The sequence below is a fragment of the Bradyrhizobium ottawaense genome, assembly GCF_002278135.3.
Lineage (GTDB): Bacteria > Pseudomonadota > Alphaproteobacteria > Rhizobiales > Xanthobacteraceae > Bradyrhizobium > Bradyrhizobium ottawaense.
Genome location: NZ_CP029425.2, coordinates 2,149,627 through 2,165,411, shown reverse-complemented (window position 1 = coordinate 2,165,411; position 15,785 = coordinate 2,149,627). Strand labels below are relative to the sequence as shown.

The 15,785-nt window shown below is 64.5% G+C and carries 17 protein-coding genes; 6 read left to right on the top strand and 11 right to left on the bottom strand.

Annotated features, from left to right (window positions below):
* Position 1: 1 nt before the first annotated feature.
* From kdpA to CIT37_RS10355, 3 genes are read right to left on the bottom strand one after another with little or no spacing between them, the layout of a single operon-like run.
* A complete protein-coding gene (gene kdpA / locus CIT37_RS10365) occupies positions 2 to 1,705 on the bottom strand; it encodes a potassium-transporting ATPase subunit KdpA (protein ID WP_095425990.1) in 1,704 nt (567 codons plus the stop codon).
* Positions 1,702 to 1,830: a hypothetical protein gene (locus tag CIT37_RS10360; protein ID WP_256379457.1), complete on the bottom strand. Its 129-nt coding sequence runs from the start codon at positions 1,828 to 1,830 to the stop codon at positions 1,702 to 1,704. The genes kdpA and CIT37_RS10360 overlap by 4 nt, the downstream gene beginning before the upstream one ends.
* 3 nt (positions 1,831 to 1,833) lie before the next feature.
* Positions 1,834 to 1,923: a K(+)-transporting ATPase subunit F gene (locus CIT37_RS10355; protein ID WP_018641117.1), complete on the bottom strand. Its 90-nt coding sequence runs from the start codon at positions 1,921 to 1,923 to the stop codon at positions 1,834 to 1,836.
* A gap of 600 nt (positions 1,924 to 2,523) precedes the next feature.
* Between CIT37_RS10355 and CIT37_RS10350 the strand changes: the two genes are divergently transcribed.
* The 3 genes from CIT37_RS10350 (at position 2,524) to CIT37_RS10340 (ending at position 5,485) form a co-directional block, all read left to right on the top strand.
* The gene (locus tag CIT37_RS10350) at positions 2,524 to 2,991 is read left to right on the top strand and encodes a hypothetical protein (RefSeq protein WP_161966365.1); all 468 of its coding nucleotides are present in this window, start codon (positions 2,524 to 2,526) and stop codon (positions 2,989 to 2,991) included.
* 250 nt (positions 2,992 to 3,241) lie between these two features.
* The gene (upp, locus tag CIT37_RS10345; RefSeq protein WP_028145689.1) at positions 3,242 to 3,877 is read left to right on the top strand and encodes a uracil phosphoribosyltransferase; all 636 of its coding nucleotides are present in this window, start codon (positions 3,242 to 3,244) and stop codon (positions 3,875 to 3,877) included.
* Positions 3,878 to 3,910: 33 nt separating this feature from the next.
* Positions 3,911 to 5,485 (top strand): AMP-binding protein, encoded by a 1,575-nt coding sequence (locus tag CIT37_RS10340; RefSeq protein ID WP_095425987.1) that lies wholly within the window; start codon positions 3,911 to 3,913, stop codon positions 5,483 to 5,485.
* A gap of 32 nt (positions 5,486 to 5,517) precedes the next feature.
* Here the strand turns inward: CIT37_RS10340 and CIT37_RS10335 are convergent, their stop codons facing one another.
* On the bottom strand, positions 5,518 to 6,684 hold the full coding sequence (locus CIT37_RS10335; RefSeq protein ID WP_095425986.1) for an acyl-CoA dehydrogenase family protein: 1,167 nt from the start codon (positions 6,682 to 6,684) through the stop codon (positions 5,518 to 5,520).
* A gap of 232 nt (positions 6,685 to 6,916) precedes the next feature.
* Between CIT37_RS10335 and CIT37_RS10330 the strand changes: the two genes are divergently transcribed.
* Positions 6,917 to 7,369 (top strand): MaoC family dehydratase, encoded by a 453-nt coding sequence (locus CIT37_RS10330; protein ID WP_011089535.1) that lies wholly within the window; start codon positions 6,917 to 6,919, stop codon positions 7,367 to 7,369.
* Complete coding sequence (locus tag CIT37_RS10325; RefSeq protein ID WP_028145692.1) at positions 7,369 to 8,220, top strand: HpcH/HpaI aldolase/citrate lyase family protein; 852 nt, start codon at positions 7,369 to 7,371, stop codon at positions 8,218 to 8,220. Before CIT37_RS10330 ends, CIT37_RS10325 begins: the two co-directional genes overlap by 1 nt.
* A 61-nt stretch (positions 8,221 to 8,281) precedes the next feature.
* On the opposite strand, the gene CIT37_RS10320 is transcribed toward CIT37_RS10325, so the two are convergent.
* From CIT37_RS10320 to CIT37_RS10290, 7 genes are all read right to left on the bottom strand, one after another.
* Entirely contained in the window at positions 8,282 to 8,665 is a 384-nt protein-coding gene (locus tag CIT37_RS10320; protein ID WP_038951121.1) for a hypothetical protein, read from the bottom strand.
* 361 nt (positions 8,666 to 9,026) lie between these two features.
* Positions 9,027 to 9,812, bottom strand: coding sequence for a fumarylacetoacetate hydrolase family protein (locus CIT37_RS10315; RefSeq protein WP_028145694.1), 786 nt, complete (start codon positions 9,810 to 9,812; stop codon positions 9,027 to 9,029).
* A 126-nt stretch (positions 9,813 to 9,938) separates the two neighbouring features.
* Positions 9,939 to 11,045: a trypsin-like peptidase domain-containing protein gene (locus tag CIT37_RS10310; RefSeq protein WP_095426126.1), complete on the bottom strand. Its 1,107-nt coding sequence runs from the start codon at positions 11,043 to 11,045 to the stop codon at positions 9,939 to 9,941.
* A gap of 155 nt (positions 11,046 to 11,200) precedes the next feature.
* Positions 11,201 to 11,536 carry a hypothetical protein gene (locus CIT37_RS10305; protein ID WP_038970807.1) on the bottom strand — a complete coding sequence of 112 codons (336 nt, stop codon included), beginning with the start codon at positions 11,534 to 11,536 and terminating at the stop codon, positions 11,201 to 11,203.
* 86 nt (positions 11,537 to 11,622) lie between these two features.
* Positions 11,623 to 12,114 (bottom strand): Hsp20/alpha crystallin family protein, encoded by a 492-nt coding sequence (locus CIT37_RS10300; protein ID WP_095425985.1) that lies wholly within the window; start codon positions 12,112 to 12,114, stop codon positions 11,623 to 11,625.
* 86 nt (positions 12,115 to 12,200) lie between these two features.
* Positions 12,201 to 12,662, bottom strand: a complete 462-nt coding sequence (locus tag CIT37_RS10295; protein ID WP_038970808.1) for an Hsp20 family protein — start codon at positions 12,660 to 12,662, stop codon at positions 12,201 to 12,203.
* 209 nt (positions 12,663 to 12,871) lie between these two features.
* Entirely contained in the window at positions 12,872 to 14,173 is a 1,302-nt protein-coding gene (locus tag CIT37_RS10290; protein ID WP_095425984.1) for an MFS transporter, read from the bottom strand.
* A gap of 390 nt (positions 14,174 to 14,563) precedes the next feature.
* Between CIT37_RS10290 and CIT37_RS10285 the strand changes: the two genes are divergently transcribed.
* A complete protein-coding gene (locus tag CIT37_RS10285; protein ID WP_095425983.1) occupies positions 14,564 to 15,778 on the top strand; it encodes an ABC transporter substrate-binding protein in 1,215 nt (404 codons plus the stop codon).
* Positions 15,779 to 15,785 lie beyond the last annotated feature (7 nt).

The window sequence follows — 15,785 nt, the reverse complement described above, 5'->3', positions numbered from 1 at the left end:
ATCAGAAGAGGTTGCCAGCGTTCATCGCCAGATGCTCGACGATCGGGCCGAGCGCGAGTGCCGGGAAGAAGGTCAGGCCGCCGATGATCAGGATCACGCCGACGACGAGGCCGACGAACAGCCCGCCCGTGGTCGGGAAGGTGCCTGCCGACGGCGGGATGGATTTCTTGGCGGCCAGCGAGCCCGCAATCGCCATCGCCGGGACGATCATGAAGAAGCGGCCGACGAACATCGCGCTTGCCAGCGTGAGGTTGTAGAACAGCGTGTTGCCGGTGAGGCCCGCGAAGGCCGAGCCGTTGTTGCCGGTCGCCGAGGTGAAGGCATAGAGCACCTCGGTGAAGCCGTGTGGGCCGGCATTGGCCATCGAGGCGACCGCCGCCGGATAGACCACGCCGACCGCGGTCCAGCCGAGATACATCAGCGGCAGCACCAGGATCGCGAGCATCGCCATCTTGACCTCGCGTGCCTCGATCTTCTTGCCGACATATTCCGGCGTGCGGCCGACCATCAGCCCCGCCACGAAGATCGCGAGCACGACGAACAGCAGCATGCCATAGAGGCCGGCGCCGACGCCGCCGATGATGATCTCACCGAGCTGCATGTTGATCAGCGGGATCATGCCGCCGAGCGCGGTGAAGCTGTCATGCATGGCGTTGACCGCGCCGCACGAAGCGGCCGTGGTGACGACGGCGAACAGCGAGGACGCGACGATGCCGAAGCGAACCTCCTTGCCCTCCATGTTGCCGCCGGTCAGGCCCAGCGCATGCATGGTCGAGGTGCCATTGGCCTCCGCCCAATAGGTGATGGCGACGCCTGCGACGAACAGCACGCCCATCACGGACAGGATCGCCCAGCCCTGGCGCTGGTTGCCGACCATGCCGCCGAACACGTTGGTCATCGCGGCGCCGAGCGCGAAGATCGACAGCATCTGCACGAAATTCGACAGCGCGGTCGGATTCTCGAACGGGTGCGCGGCGTTGGCGTTGAAGAAGCCGCCGCCATTGGTGCCGAGCATTTTGATCGCCACCTGGGAAGCGACCGGGCCGACCGCAATGGTCTGCCTGGCGCCTTCGAGCGTGGTCGCCTCGATATATGGGCCGAGCGTCTGCGGCATGCCCTGCCAGACCAGGAACAGCGCGTAGACGACGCAGATCGGCAGCAGCACGTAGAGCGTGCAGCGGGTCACGTCGACCCAGAAATTGCCGACCGTGCGCATTGAGGCGCGCGAGAAGCCGCGGATCAGGGCCATCGCCAGCGCGATGCCGGTTGCCGCCGACAGGAAGTTCTGATGCGTCAGGGCGAGCATCTGGACGAGATAGGACAGCGTGCTCTCGCCGCCGTAGTTCTGCCAGTTGGTGTTGGTGATGAAGGAGACCGCGGTGTTGAAGGAAAGATCCTCAGCGACCGCGCCCTGTCCGGCCGGATTGAAGGGCAGCACGGCCTGAAGCCGCATCACGCCGTAGATGATGAGGAAGCCGCCGACATGGAACAGCAGCATGGCGACCGTGTAGGTCAGCCAATGCTGCTCGCGCTTCTCGTCGACGCCGGAGATCCAGTATATGCCGGCCTCGATCGGGCGCAGCACCGGCGACAGGAACGTCCGCTCGCCGTTGAATACGCGCGTCATGTACCAGCCGAGCGGCTTGGCCAGCGCAACAATAATGGCGCAAAACAGAATGATCTGGAGCCAACCGATCACAGTCATGGAATCAACCCTTCAGGCTTGGTGCAATCCTTCAGACTTTTTGCCCGCAACAGCGGCAGGAGCACCGTCAGCAGGCAGGCGACGAGCACCGCGTCCGCCAGCAGCAATTCGACGAGCAGCAGCACGGGTCAGAACCGCTCGGGCCGCAGCAGCGCATAGGTGAGGTAGACCAGCAGACCGAACGAGACGGCACCGGCGAGCGCATAATCGAAGATCATGGTTTGCTCCGTCACAGCCGTTCGCAGGCGTAGGTGTAGCCGATCGCGAGGGCGAAGAAGACGAAGCCCAGCACCAGCATCAGGATGTCCATCATGGCGATACTCCTCGTTGCGCCGTCAGATCCGGCGCAACTTTCTCACGGTGACCCGGCGGCTCGCGCCGGAAATGGAATGCATTTCCACGGGCGACAGCCGGGATTCTCGACCGTGCTGAAGTGCCACCCCGGACATAGGTTTTCGAGATGAGGGCTATGGCGAAGATATAGGAATCTCATAAAGGCCGGCGCGGGCCGAGATCGGAAGACAACCCCCGTCGTCCCGGACAAGCGCAGCGCAGATCCGGGATCCATAGCCACAGGGAGAGGTTGGGCGAGGACTCGGAGTGACCTGATTTGCGCCTCAGCTACTGCCTGTGGTTATGGATCCCCGCGTGCGCGGGGATGACAGCGGAGAATGGGGCGATTGCGCCCCTCGCCCACCCACGCGCCACTTATGAAATCCCTATATCTCCCCCCTCTTCCCCATCTCGTTTTCAAATGCACTGCCCGCCATCCTGGCAAGGCCGGCCGACTGACCGACGCCAATTCCAGGAGGCCTGACATGACCGCCGCTCTCCGACGCCTCGACCCACCTTTCCTCAGCCAGCAGCTTCGCGCGGCACCGGCGATGACCCGGCCGCTGATGCTCGACATCATCGCGCACGCCTGCCGGCGTGTCCCCACGCTCGGCCAAGGCGAACGCCCCGCACGCATCATGCGCCTGATCGACGTCGAGGCCTGGGCCGATGCGGTGCTGGCGCTGATCGAGCTCGAGCTGCCGATGTGGCAGGTCCGCCGCATCGCCTATGACGAGGGCGAGTGGCATTGCGCACTGTCGCGCGCCCGTGAGCTGCCGGACTGGCTGGACGCCGCGGTCGAGGCGCGCCATTCCGACCTCGCGCTGGCTCTGCTGTCGGCCCTCGTCGAGGTCCGGGCATTGGCCGCGGACGTGCCGCGGCCGAGCGTTCCTTCCGTTCGTCCTGTGCTGGATCCGCTTTACGAGCCGCTCGCTTGCGACAATTGCGGCTAGGCAGCCTGACGGAAGGATCCTGGAAAATGCCGGTGCTGACAGATGGCTTTGAACAACCGCTGCACTCATCCTTGTCGCACGCAGGCTCGGCGTCTAGCTCCTCCGCTCCAACCGCGAACTGACCATGGCTGCCTATGCCGCGAGCAACCCGGCCCGCAGCGCGGTGGCGATGCCCGGTTGACGCCGCCTGTCCGGCGGAAAAAGCCGGGCCGATCTGGCGCAATTCTAGGGAAACGTGTAGAGCGGTTTCATGAGCACTGGCAATGTCAACATCGTCGCCCACCCCCTGGTCCAGCACAAGCTCTCGCTGATGCGGGAGAAGGATCGCTCGACCAAGAGCTTTCGCGAGATCCTGAACGAGATCGGGATGCTGCTTGGCTATGAGGTGACCCGGGATTTGCCGCTGGAGCTGGTCGAGATCGAGACGCCGATCGCGCCGATGCGGGCGCCCAAGATCGCCGGCAAGAAGCTCACGCTGGCGCCGATCCTGCGCGCCGGCGTCGGCTTCCTCGACGGCATGCTGGCGCTGATGCCATCGGCGCGCATCGCCCATATCGGGCTCTACCGCGACCCCGAGACGTTGCAAGCCGTGGAATATTACTTCAAGGCGCCGCAGGACCTGTCGGATCGCACCGTGATCCTGATGGATCCGATGCTGGCGACCGGCAACTCGGCCTGCGCCGGCGCCTCTCTGCTCAAGGCCCGCGGCGCCCGCGACATCCGCTTCGTGTGCCTCCTGGCCGCGCCCGAGGGCATCGCGCAATTCCAGGGCGAGCATCCTGACGTGCCGATCTGGACCGCCGCGATCGACGAGCGGCTCAACGACCACGGCTACATCGTGCCGGGCCTGGGCGATGCCGGCGACCGGATGTTCGGCACCAAGTAGACAGGTTGGCGCGATCGGGTTACTCCCCTTGCCATGAGTGCCAACGCGTTTTCACTGCAATCGCTGATCCGGACCGAGGCCGCCGCCGATACCGCCTTCGTATTCGACGGCACGCGGGTCTCGCGCGCTGAGTTCTCCGAAAGGATAGAGCAGACCGCGGCCTGGCTTGCGGAGCAAGGCATCGGCAAGGGCGACGTGATCGCGGTCTGGCTGGTCAACCGGATCGAATGGATCGCGCTGCTGTTCGCCGCCGCCCGCCTTGGCGCGATCGTCGCGGCCGTCAATACCCGCTATCGCAGCGCGGAAGTCGCGCATCTGCTTCGTTTGTCCGGCGCCAGGCTGATGGTGGTCGAGGCCGCATTCCGCTCGGTGGATTTTGCCGCGATCCTCGCCGACATCGCCAAGGACGAAGTGCCGGCGCTGCAGCGGCTTGCGGTGGTCGGCGCGGATGCGATCAAGGCCAATTGGCCCTGTGTCCGCTTCGACGCTTTCGAAAAGCCCTATCCGGCCGCCTCTCCGACACGGGACGACGTCGATCTGCCGGTGCTGCTCTACACGACATCGGGCACCACCAAGGGCCCGAAGCTCGTCGCGCATTCGCAGCGGACGCTGGCGGGCCACGCCGTCTCTGTCACCAAGGCGCTTCGGCTTGATCCGCAGTGTCATTCGCTGCTGGCCATGCTTCCGTTCTGCGGCACGTTCGGCATGACGAGCCTGCTCGGCTTCGTCGCGGCGGGCGCGACCGTCCATGTGCTCGACGCCTTCGAGGCGGCACCGGCACTGGAGATCCTCAGCACGCAGGGGATCACGCACGCCTTCGGCTCCGACGAGATGTTCCGGCGCATTGTCGCCCTCAGCGGTACGCCACGCCCATTCCCGCATCTCGACGTCTGCGGCTTCGCCGCGTTCCAGCCTGGCTGGCGCGAGCTTGCCGCGGAGGCCGAGGCGCGCGGCCTGCCGCTGTTCGGCCTCTACGGGTCGAGCGAGGTTCAGGCCCTATTCTCGATCGCCCGCGCCAGCGACGCCTTCGCCGATCGCATCGAGGGCGGCGGCTGGCCGATGTCACCCGAGGCAAGCGTGCGCGTGCGCGACACCGAGACCGGCGAACTTGCGGCCGAAGGCGTTTCCGGCGAGATCGAGATCAGCGCGCCGTCACGTTTCCTCGGCTATTTCAACAATCCGGATGCGACGCGCGATGCGATCACCGCGGACGGGTTCTTCCGCACCGGCGACATCGGCCGGCTGCGCGGCGACGGTTCCTTCGTCTACGAGACCCGCGCGGGCGACGCCATGCGGCTCGGCGGCTTCCTCGTCGCGCCCGGCGAGATCGAGGACGAGCTCAAATCATGTGCCGGCGTGGCTGATGCCCAGGTGGTTGCAGTCGACCTCAAGGGTCAGGCGCGCTGCGTCGCCTTCGTGATCCCGGCGAAGGAGCCGCCAATGCAGGAGACGCTGGTCGCGCGCCTGCGCGAGCGGCTCGCCGGCTACAAGATCCCGGCCCGGATCTATGTGGTGGAGGCCTTCCCCGTCACCGACAGCGCCAACGGCGTCAAGATCCAGCGCGCCAGGCTTCGCGCCATGGCGATGGAGCGGATCGCCGCCGAATAGGCCGGCCCATTTGGTTTGGGCACAAGGCTCGTTCAGTACGACTTCGCGAGCCCCAGCACCTTCTCCGCGATGAAGCTGAGCGCCAGCTGCGGGCTGACGGGCGCGATGCGCGGGATCAGCACTTCACGCAAGTAGCGCTCGACGTGGAATTCCTTGGCATAGCCGAAGCCGCCATGGGTCATCACCGCCTGCTCGCAGGCCGAGAAGCCCGCTTCGCCCGCAAGGTATTTTGCGGCATTGGCCGCAGCGCCGCACGGCATGCCCTTGTCGTATTGCCACGCCGCCGACATCACCATCAGCCAGGCCGCCTCGAGCTCGACCCAGTTCACCGCGAGCGGATGCTGAATGCCCTGGTTCTTGCCGATCGGACGGTTGAACACCACGCGCGTCTTGGCATATTCCGTGGCCCGCGCCAGCGCCAGCTTGCCAAGGCCGACCGCCTCCGCCGCGATCAGGATACGCTCGGGGTTCATGCCTTCGAGGATGTACTGGAAGCCTTTGCCTTCCTCGCCGATGCGATCCTCGATCGGAATTTCAAAGTCCTCGAAGAACAGCTCGTTGGAATCGACGATCTTGCGGCCCATCTTCTCGATCTCGTGGACCTTGATTCTGTTGCGGTCGAAATCGGTGTAGAACAGGCTGAGGCCATGGGTCGGCGAGCGCACCTCCTCCAGCGGCGTGGTGCGGGCCAGCAGCAGGATCTTGTGCGCGACCTGCGCGGTCGAGATCCACACCTTCTGGCCGTTGACGATGTAACGGTCGTTCTTGGCGACCGCGCGGGTCTTGAGCTGCGTGGTGTTGAGGCCGGTGTTGGGCTCGGTGACGGCGAAGCAGGCCTTTTCACGGCCCTCCACCATCGGCGGCAGCATGCGCCTGCGCTGCTCTTCGGTGCCGAACACGACGACGGGATTGAGGCCGAACACGTTGATGTGCACGGCGGATGCGCCGGACATGCCGGCGCCGGATTCGGCGATGGTGCGCATCATGATCGCAGCTTCGGTGATGCCGAGCCCCGAGCCGCCATATTCCTCCGGCACGCAGATGCCGAGCCAGCCGGTGTCGGCAAGTGCTTTATGAAAATCGTGCGGGAAGCCGCCGTCATGGTCCTTCTTCAGCCAATAGGCATCCGGAAAGCCTTCGCAGATCTTGGCGATGGCATCGCGAATGGCTTCCTGCTGATCGGTGAGCGCGAAATCCATGGTCTTGATCTCCTTGTCGGGAGCCGCGACCGCGCCATCTCCCGTCTCTTCGCGTTCCCCGCTCGAAGGCCGCGGCCGCTTGCTTCGCGCCCTGACGTGCCCTTGGCTGGGTTCTTAGCTCGAAAAACCGCGTACAGATACGTGAATTTGTCTATCAACTGTGTCTACCATGCATAGGGTCATGCGACGTAAAGCTATGAGCGCGCCGTTATTTCGCAGGGAGGAAACCGCGATGGCCGGACTGTATTTCGAAGACTTTTCCGTAGGCCAGGAGTTCAGGCATCCGCTGACCCGCACCGTCACGGAGATGGACAACACCATGTTCAGCCTGCTGACGCTCAATCCGCAGCCGCTGCACATCGATGCGCATTTCGCCGAAAAGACCGAGTTCGGCCAGCGCATTTTCAACAGCCTTTACACCCTCGGCATCATGATCGGCATGACGGTCTATGATACGACCATGGGGACCACCGTTGCCAATCTCGGCATGACCGACGTCACCTTTCCAAAGCCGGTCTTCCATGGCGACACGTTGCGGGCGACGACGAAGGTGCTTTCGTTGAGGGAATCCAAATCGCGGCCCAAGGCCGGCATCGTCGAATTCGAGCACCATGCCCTGAACCAGAACGACGAGATCGTCGGCAAATGCCGCCGCATGGCGATGATGCACAAGAGGCCGGTTTGATGCGTTCGATGCTGTTCGTGCCGGGCGATTCCCCGCGCAAATTCGAGAAGGCGAGCGAAGGCAAGGCCGACGCGCTGATCATCGATCTCGAGGATTCCGTCGTCACCGAGAAGAAGGCGGAGGCGCGCGGGCTGACGCTGACGATGCTCAAGGGCCGACGCGGCCCGCACCAGCTCTATGTCCGCGTCAACGCGCTCGACACCGGCATGACGCTGGCCGATCTCGCCGCGGTGTTGCCCGGCAGGCCCGACGGCATCGTGCTGCCGAAATCGCAAGGCGGCGACGACGTAAGGCAGGTCGCAACCTGGCTCGAAGCCTTGGAAGCAGCGGCCGGCATCGCGATCGGCACCACCCGCATCGTCTGCGTGGCGACGGAAACCGCGGCTTCGATCTTCGGGCTCGGCAGTTACAAGGGCTGCTCCCCTCGCCTCGCCGGCCTGATGTGGGGCGCCGAGGATCTCTCGGCCTCGCTCGGCGCCACCGAAAAGGCGTCCGGCGGCGTGTTCCACAGCCCCTATCGCCTCGCGCGCGATCTCTGCCTGATGGCGGCGGCCGCGGCCGAGGTCGCGCCGATCGATACGGTCTATACCGACATCGACAACCTCGCCGGTCTCGAGCAGGAAACACGCGCGGCGCGCCGCGACGGGTTTTCCGCCAAGGCGCTGATCCATCCCAAGCACGTCGACGTCGTCAACGCGGCATTCGAACCGACCGAGGCCGAACGCACCTGGGCGGAAAAAGTGATCGCCGCGTTCGCCAGCAATCCCAATTCAGGCACGCTGCGGCTCGACGGCCAGATGATCGACAAGCCGCATCTTCGCGCCGCGAAGAAGATCCTCGGCCAGCCCTAGCGTGGAATGTCTTTAGGTTCGTCGTAGCATCGATCGACCCTCATCCCGTCATGCGACGGCCTCAGTCGAATCCCTGAACCGGCGGCGTCGAGCTCTGCGCCGGCACGGCGGGCGCGGCCTGAACCGGCGGAGCCGGATTGCCGGCAGCTCGCATCTGACCGTTGGCTGCCATCGCCTCGCGGGTGCGCGTCGGGCTCCTGGTCGCGGCCGCGCGGCGCGGCGGCGGCCGATGTCCTGCCGACTGCGAACCTCTCATGCCCCAGGAACGGGCGATCGAAGGTCCGGCAGTGTAGCCGATCAAGGCTCCGGCAACCGCACCGACTGGCCCCAACACGACCGCGCCGGAGACGGCACCGAGTGCTGCATCGCCGGCGCGCTCCTGCGCAACCGCACTCACCGGCACACAAGCCAGCATTGCGACAGCAGTGATCAAAGCCTTGGTCATCGGAGCGCCTCCCTCACGGGAAATCACTCCTGCTCAAATATGGCCGCACGAGGTTCGCTTGCCGGCCAACAAAAGGCAATCGGCGGGGAACCCGGCTGTGGGGCGACAATGGCCTCTGTTCCTGGAGAGCGCGGTCGTCGTATTTGACTTTGGCAACACCTCACGGCGCGCCTCGTCCTTCGAGACGACCGCTTCGCGGTCTCCTTACGACGAGGCTAAGCAGCATCGTACCCGTTGAACTGCCACTACGCATTCCGTCCTCATCCTGAGGAGCCCGCCTAGAGCGGGCGTCTCGAAGGATGGCGCAGGACAGCTCTCAAACGCGATCGCCCCCGCCGCAAGCGGGGAGAGGCGGCAGCAACTACACGATCCTGATCGACATATCCGGCAAGCCCTCGAGCTTGCACAGCAGCACGTCGCCCTTCACGACGGGACCGACATTCTCCGGCGTGCCGGAATAGATGATGTCGCCGGCTTTCAATTCGAACGCTTCCGACAGCTTTGCGATCTGCTCGGCCACGTTCCAGATCATCTTGCTGAGATCCGAGTTCTGCTTCACCGTGCCGTTGATCGCCAGCGAGATGGCGCCCTTGTCGAAATGCCCGGTCTTGCTGGCCGGATGAATCGGGCCGATCACCGCGGCGTGGTCAAAACTCTTGCCGATCTCCCAGGGCTTCTTCTCCGCGGCCATGCCGTTCTGGAGGTCGCGCCGGGTCATGTCGAGGCCGAGCGCGTAGCCATAGACGTGGTCGAGCGCCTTATCGACCGGGATATTGGTGCCGCCTGATTTCAGCGCGGCGACCAGCTCGACCTCGTGATGATAGTTCTTGGTCAGTGACGGATAGGGATGATCGGCGACCTCGCCGACCGCGACGTTCTGGATCGCGTCGGTCGGCTTCTGGAAGAAGAACGGCGGCTCGCGGTTCGGGTCCGAGCCGCGCTCGATCGCGTGCGCGGCGTAGTTGCGCCCGATGCAGTAGATGCGGCGGACCTGAAACACCTGGCTCTCGCCGACGATCGGGATCGTCACCATCGGCACCGGGAACTTGGGTCCGGCCTGCGCGGCGGCGGGTGCGACCTCGGCCATCGAAACGGCGGCGGCCGCCGCAGCGGTTGCGAGCAGATCACGTCGCGTGGGTGAGGTCATCTCGGGTGCTCCCTTTGCCTTTGCTTGGGCAGCGTCATGCGCGCCGATCCGGCTGATAGTCGATATTTGGCATGCCAGCAACATGGATCGGCGCCGGCAGCTTGATCGCCGCGCGGCACAAATCCACTAGCGGACGAAACGATCGCCGCCTGCGACAGCACTACTCGTATCGGACGCGGGCGCCACTCTCACGACGATCGCAACCGGTGCGCCATTTCGCGACACCGTGAGCTTCACCTCCTCGCCGACGCGCGCGAGGCCGATCGTGTTGCGGAGTTGGGCTGCGGTGCGAATCGGACGGTCGTCGGCTTTCGTGATGATATCGCCCTTGCGCAGGCCCGCCTGTTGCGCCGGCGAATCCGCCGCGATCTCCGCGACGACGGCTCCCTGGTTCAATCCCTTGTTGACCGAGGGGTGCAGGTCCTTCAGAGAAACGCCGATCCGGCCGCGCTCGACGCGGCCCTTGGCGACGATCTGCTCCATCACCTTCCGCGCCATGTTGACGGGAATTGCAAAGCCGATGCCGACATTGCCGCCGGCAGGCGAAATGATGGCCGAGTTGATGCCGACCAGTTCACCCCGCAGGCTGACCAGCGCTCCGCCGGAATTGCCGGGATTGATCGCTGCATCGGTCTGTATGAAGTCCTCATAGCCCTGCTTCCCGAGTCCGGTCCGGCCGAGCGCGCTAACGAGGCCGGACGTCACGGTCTGGCCGAGGCCGAAAGGGTTGCCGATCGCAAGCACGAAGTCGCCGACGTCAAGCGCATCGCTGTCGCCGAAGGACAGCGCCTGGAGCCCGGATGGGTTCTGGATCTGGAGCACGGCAATGTCCGTCGGCGGATCGCGGCCGATGACCTTGGCGGAGAATTGCCGGCCGTCCTTGGTTGTGACCTGAACGGCGGAAGTGCCTTCGACCACGTGATTGTTGGTCAGGACATGGCCACGCTGGGCATCGACGATGACCCCTGAGCCGGTCGCGTTGACCTCCTTCTCGATCTGCCTGGGGACGTCGAAGAACTCGCGGAAGAGCGGGTCGCGATAGAGCGGATTGTCCTCGCGAACGCGGCCATGCACGGAGATGTTGACGACGGCCGGCGTCACCTGGCGCACGAGCGGCGCCAGCGTGGGCACCGAGCCGCCCGTCTTCAGGTCTGGAATTTGGCCAGCGGCCGGCTGCGATGCCGTGAGCGCGAGCACCAGCAATGCAAGCCAAAGCAAACGCATGACATTCATCTTGGTCACCTGCCGCATGGTCCAATGTGGATGGAAGAACTGGTGGCCTCAGTCACGCGGTGCGGCGACCAAGCCGTGTACCGCGAGAAATGGCACGGCGAAGGCCGCCGAGGCTTGGCCGAGCAGCACGAGCGTCAAAACGGTGTGCGTGACGATCATGCGGCGCGCCTCTCTGCGGCGGCCCAGGGCCGTCGCAGCCGCATCGGGACGCCGCCCCCGCGTGGCGGATCATCATTGTCATTGTCGCCGTCGAGCTTACGCAACGCCGCCAGAACATCGGCAAGCCGGATGATGTGGCTCATGCCCGGTATCTCGCGCAGCGCGGGACATGATTCGACCGCGTACATGTCGGATGCCCAGGACGACAGGATGATCCGCTTCTCCGGCGCGGAGAGTTCCTCGGCCTTCAGGACGTCAGCGGGCGAATCGTAATGGGCAGCTGGGTGAAACAGCGGATTGAGCGTGCCGGCATTGGTGTTCACGTTGGTCATCGGTCGTGCCTCCCTCATGCTCCTTTCCAAGGGACCGGTTTGTGGACGTTGGACGGCGGCGCCGACCGCCGCCGTCCCGCTTGATGTCAGTGCGTGTTGATCGCGATGCGCTTGACGCCTTCGCGTGCCTTCTCCGACTTCGGCAGCGACACGGTCAGCACGCCATTACTGAACGACGCCTCGGCCTTGTCCTCCTCGACACCCTCCAGCGGAATCTGCCGCTCGAACGCACCGTAGTAGCGCTCGGTGAAGTACCTGCCTTCGCCGTTGCGCTCGGCTTTTTTCTCGCCGCGGAGGGTCAGGACGCCGCCCGCAATCTCGACCTGAACATCCTTCTCGGTCAGGCCGGGAAGTTCGGCCGAGACGGTCAGCGTCTTATCGGTCTCGCTGAGCTCGACCTTCGGCCAGTCGAAACGGCCCTCAATCAGCCGCGACAGGCTCGTCCCGCCGAAGCCGCGGAAAACGTCGTCGAACAGACGATTCATCTCGCGATGAAGCGTCAGGAAGGGATCGAAATTGTCGCGCGCAGGCGCGAGGTCCTGTTTCCCTGACCAGGGAATGAGATCACGAAAACCCATTATTATCTCCTCCATGCATCGGGGAGCGCGGACGCGCATCGGCGCGCCGCGTTCCGTCACTGTCTTGATCCAGCGTTGATCGAGCGTCAGGCTGCCTTCTTCTGCTCGATCTGCGATGCCGCAGGAGGGGCGCCCGCGATCGGAATCCGGCGCGGCTTCATCGCTTCCGGAATCTCACGGACGAGGTCGATGATCAGAAGCCCGTCCTGGAACGAGGCCTGCTTCACCTGGACATAGTCGGCCAGGTTGAACACGCGCCGGAACGGACGCGCGGCGATGCCCTGGTACAGGTATTCGCGCGCAGCCGTCTCGGGCTTCTTGCCCTCGATGGTGAGCGCGTTCTGTTCGGCGGTCACGGTGATGTCGTTGGCACCAAACCCCGCCACCGCAAGGCTGATCCGATAATGGTCTTCACCGGAACGCTCGATGTTGTAGGGGGGATAGTTGTCCTCAGTCGTCTGGCGCAGCGTGCTGTCGACGAGGTCGGCCAGGTGGTCGAAGCCGATGGTGGAACGCCATAGGGGCGCGAAGTCAAAACTGGTCCTCATAACCAAGTCCTCCAAAGAGCAAGATGGATACGAAGGAGCGCAAGGCGGGATTTCAGACGGGTCCGAAAGACCAGCCAGGCGCCCGTGCCGGACCCTGTTTTTGGCATCCGGCACACCGCTCTCGCGGCGAGACACGACTTAGAAAATCGCAAGTCGGTTTCAAGGGGCCAGCCCGAAAATTTTTTGGGCCGCCGGGCAGGCGCTGCCCCTCAGGATCTCAGCGCCTCCCGCGCCGTCTCGGGCGCCATCAGCGTCGCGACGATCGTGATGATCGAGAGGGCGATGATGTAGACGGACACGGCCCAGTACGAGCCGGCCCACGCCAGCAGCGCAGTCGCAATCAGCGGCGAGAAGCCGCCGCTCAGCGCCGCCGCGACATTGGCGCCGAGCGAGGCTCCGCTGTAGCGCACCTGGGTGCGGAACAACTCCGGCATGAACGCGGCCTTCGGCCCGAACAGCAGCGCATGGGTCAGCGTCATCGTGACGACGAGCGCCAGCGTGATCAGCGCCGGCTCCTTGGTATCGAGGAACCAGAACAACGGAAACGCCAACGCCACCGAGAACACGCCGCCGGCGAGATACAGCGCTTTGCGGCCGAAGATGTCGGACAGCCAGCCGGCGAGCGGCAGCGTCGCGAATTCGACGAGGGCAGCATAGACCACGGCATCCAGGATCACCTGGCGCGACAGCCCGAGCTTCGTCGTGGCATAGACCACGGTGAAGACGGTGAGGAGATAAGCAAGCCCGACCTCCGACACCGTGATGCCGATCGCCAGCAGAAAGCTACGCCAGTCGCGGCGGAGCACTTCCAGCACCGGCTGCGCCAGCACCTCCTTGCGCTCGACCACCTCCTTGAAGTGCGGCGTCTCCGCGAGCTTGAGCCGCACGATGAAGCCGACACCGACGAGCAGGATGCTGATCAGGAAGGGCACGCGCCAGCCCCAGCTCAGGAAATCAGCTTCGGGCAGCTTGGTCATCAGGCCGAAAATGCCGGTCGATGCGGCAACGCCGACGGGAAAGCCGATCTGCACGAGGCTGCCATAGAAGCCGCGGCGATTGCCGGCATGCTCGATCACCATGACGACCGCGCCGCTCCACTCGCCGCCCAGGCCGATGCCCTGGACGAAGCGCAGCACGATGAGCAGGATCGGCGCCCACACGCCGATCTGGCTGTAGGTCGGCAGGCAGCCGATCAGGAAGGTGCCGAGCCCCATCGCGATCATGGTCGCGACCAGCATGGTCTTGCGGCCGAGCCGGTCGCCGTAATGCCCGATGATGGCGCCGCCGATCGGCCGCGCCACGAAACCGACCGCATAGGTCGAGAACGCCGCCAGCGTTCCGACGAAGGGATCGAAGCTCGGGAAGAACAGCTTGTTGAAGACCAGCGCCGCCGCCGTGCCGTAGATCAGGAAGTCGTACCATTCGATCGCGGTGCCGAGCGCGCTCGCCCACACCACATGCGCCGTCGTAGATTTCGCCGCCGCCGCGGAGACTCCCGTTGCTGCCGTCATGCCCCGCCCCAGAGATTCCGGAGAGCATCATGGCCAATCGCGCCGAGGGTTGCAACCTGCAGGGGTGATGGCTCTCACAGGATAACAATGCGGGATTTTGTGCGCAGGTGTCGCAACATCCTTCATTGCGAGGAGCTCTTGCGACGAAGCAATCCAGGCTGCCTCCGTGGAGACAGTCTGGATTGCTTCCGCCTTCGCCAAGGCTTCGGCGGACAAGTCGCTGCCCTCGCAATCGCGGGTGCTGAAGCAGCGGTGCCTCCTGTCGTCTCACCCGCCGAGAGGAACCCATCCAGACCTGAATTCACCATTGACAAACTTATTTGCTTATATCTAATTTGTCTCGAGAACAGCCTGCCGCGCCATGCGGCCAATAAAAGAGAGGAAACGACGATGAGAGGGCTTCTGGCCTGCGCCATGCTCGGGGCCATGACTTCGGCAGCCATGACCACAGTCGCCACCGCGCAAGTCTCCGACGACGCGGTGCGGATCGGCGTGCTGACGGATCTGTCGAGCTGGGGCCGCGACAACTCGGGGCCGGGCTCGGTCGAGGCCGCGAAAATGGCGGTGGAAGAATTCGGGCCGACCGTGCTCGGCAAGCCCATCGAGATCATCAGCGCCGATCACCAGATGAAGACCGACGTCGGCGTGCAGATCGTTCGCGGCTGGTTCGACAACGGCAAGGTCGACGCGGTCGTCGACATCCCCAATTCCGGCATCGCGATCGCCGTCCACAACATGGTGCGCGAGCGGGGCAAGGTCGCGCTGCTCTCCGGTCCCGGCGCAAGCTCGCTGACCGACGAGCTGTGCAGCCCGAACACCGTGCACTTCACCTACGATACCTATGCGCTGTCGAAGGTGACGGCCTCCGCCGTGATCAAGGAGGGTGGTAAGTCCTGGTACTTCATCACCGCGGACTACGCCTTCGGCCAGCAGCTCGAAAAGGACGCCACGCGTTTCGTCAATGAGATGGGCGGAAAGGTGCTGGGCGGCGTGAAGCATCCGACCAACACCGCGGACTTCTCCTCCTTCGCGCTCCAGGCGCAAAGCTCGAAATCCGACGTCGTCGCCTTCGCCAATGCCGGCCAGGACACCGACAACGCGATCAAGCAGTCCGGCGAGTTCGGCCTCGTCCAGGGCGGCCAGAAGCTCGTCGGCCTCCTGATGTTCGACACCGACGTGCACGCGATCGGCCTCAAGGCCGCGCAGGGCACCTACATGACCACGGCCTCGTACTGGGCCATGGACGAGGCAACCCGCGCCTGGTCGAAGAAGTTCTACGAGCGCACCAAGGTGATGCCGACCATGATCCAGACCGGCGTCTACGGCTCGGTGCTGCACTATCTCAAGGCCATCAAGGCGGCCGGCACCGACGATTCCACCAAGGTGATGGCCAGGATGCGCGAGCTGCCGATCGAGGATACATTCGTCCACGGCGGCAAGTTGCGCGAGGACGGCCGCGTCATCCGCGACATGTATCTCGCCAAGGTGAAGAAGCCCGAACAGTCGAAGGAGCCGTGGGACTATCTGGACATCGTCAAGACCGTGAAGGGCGAGGACGCCTTCCGCCCGGTCTCCGAGTCCAAATGTCCGCTCCTGAAGAAGTGAGGCCAAG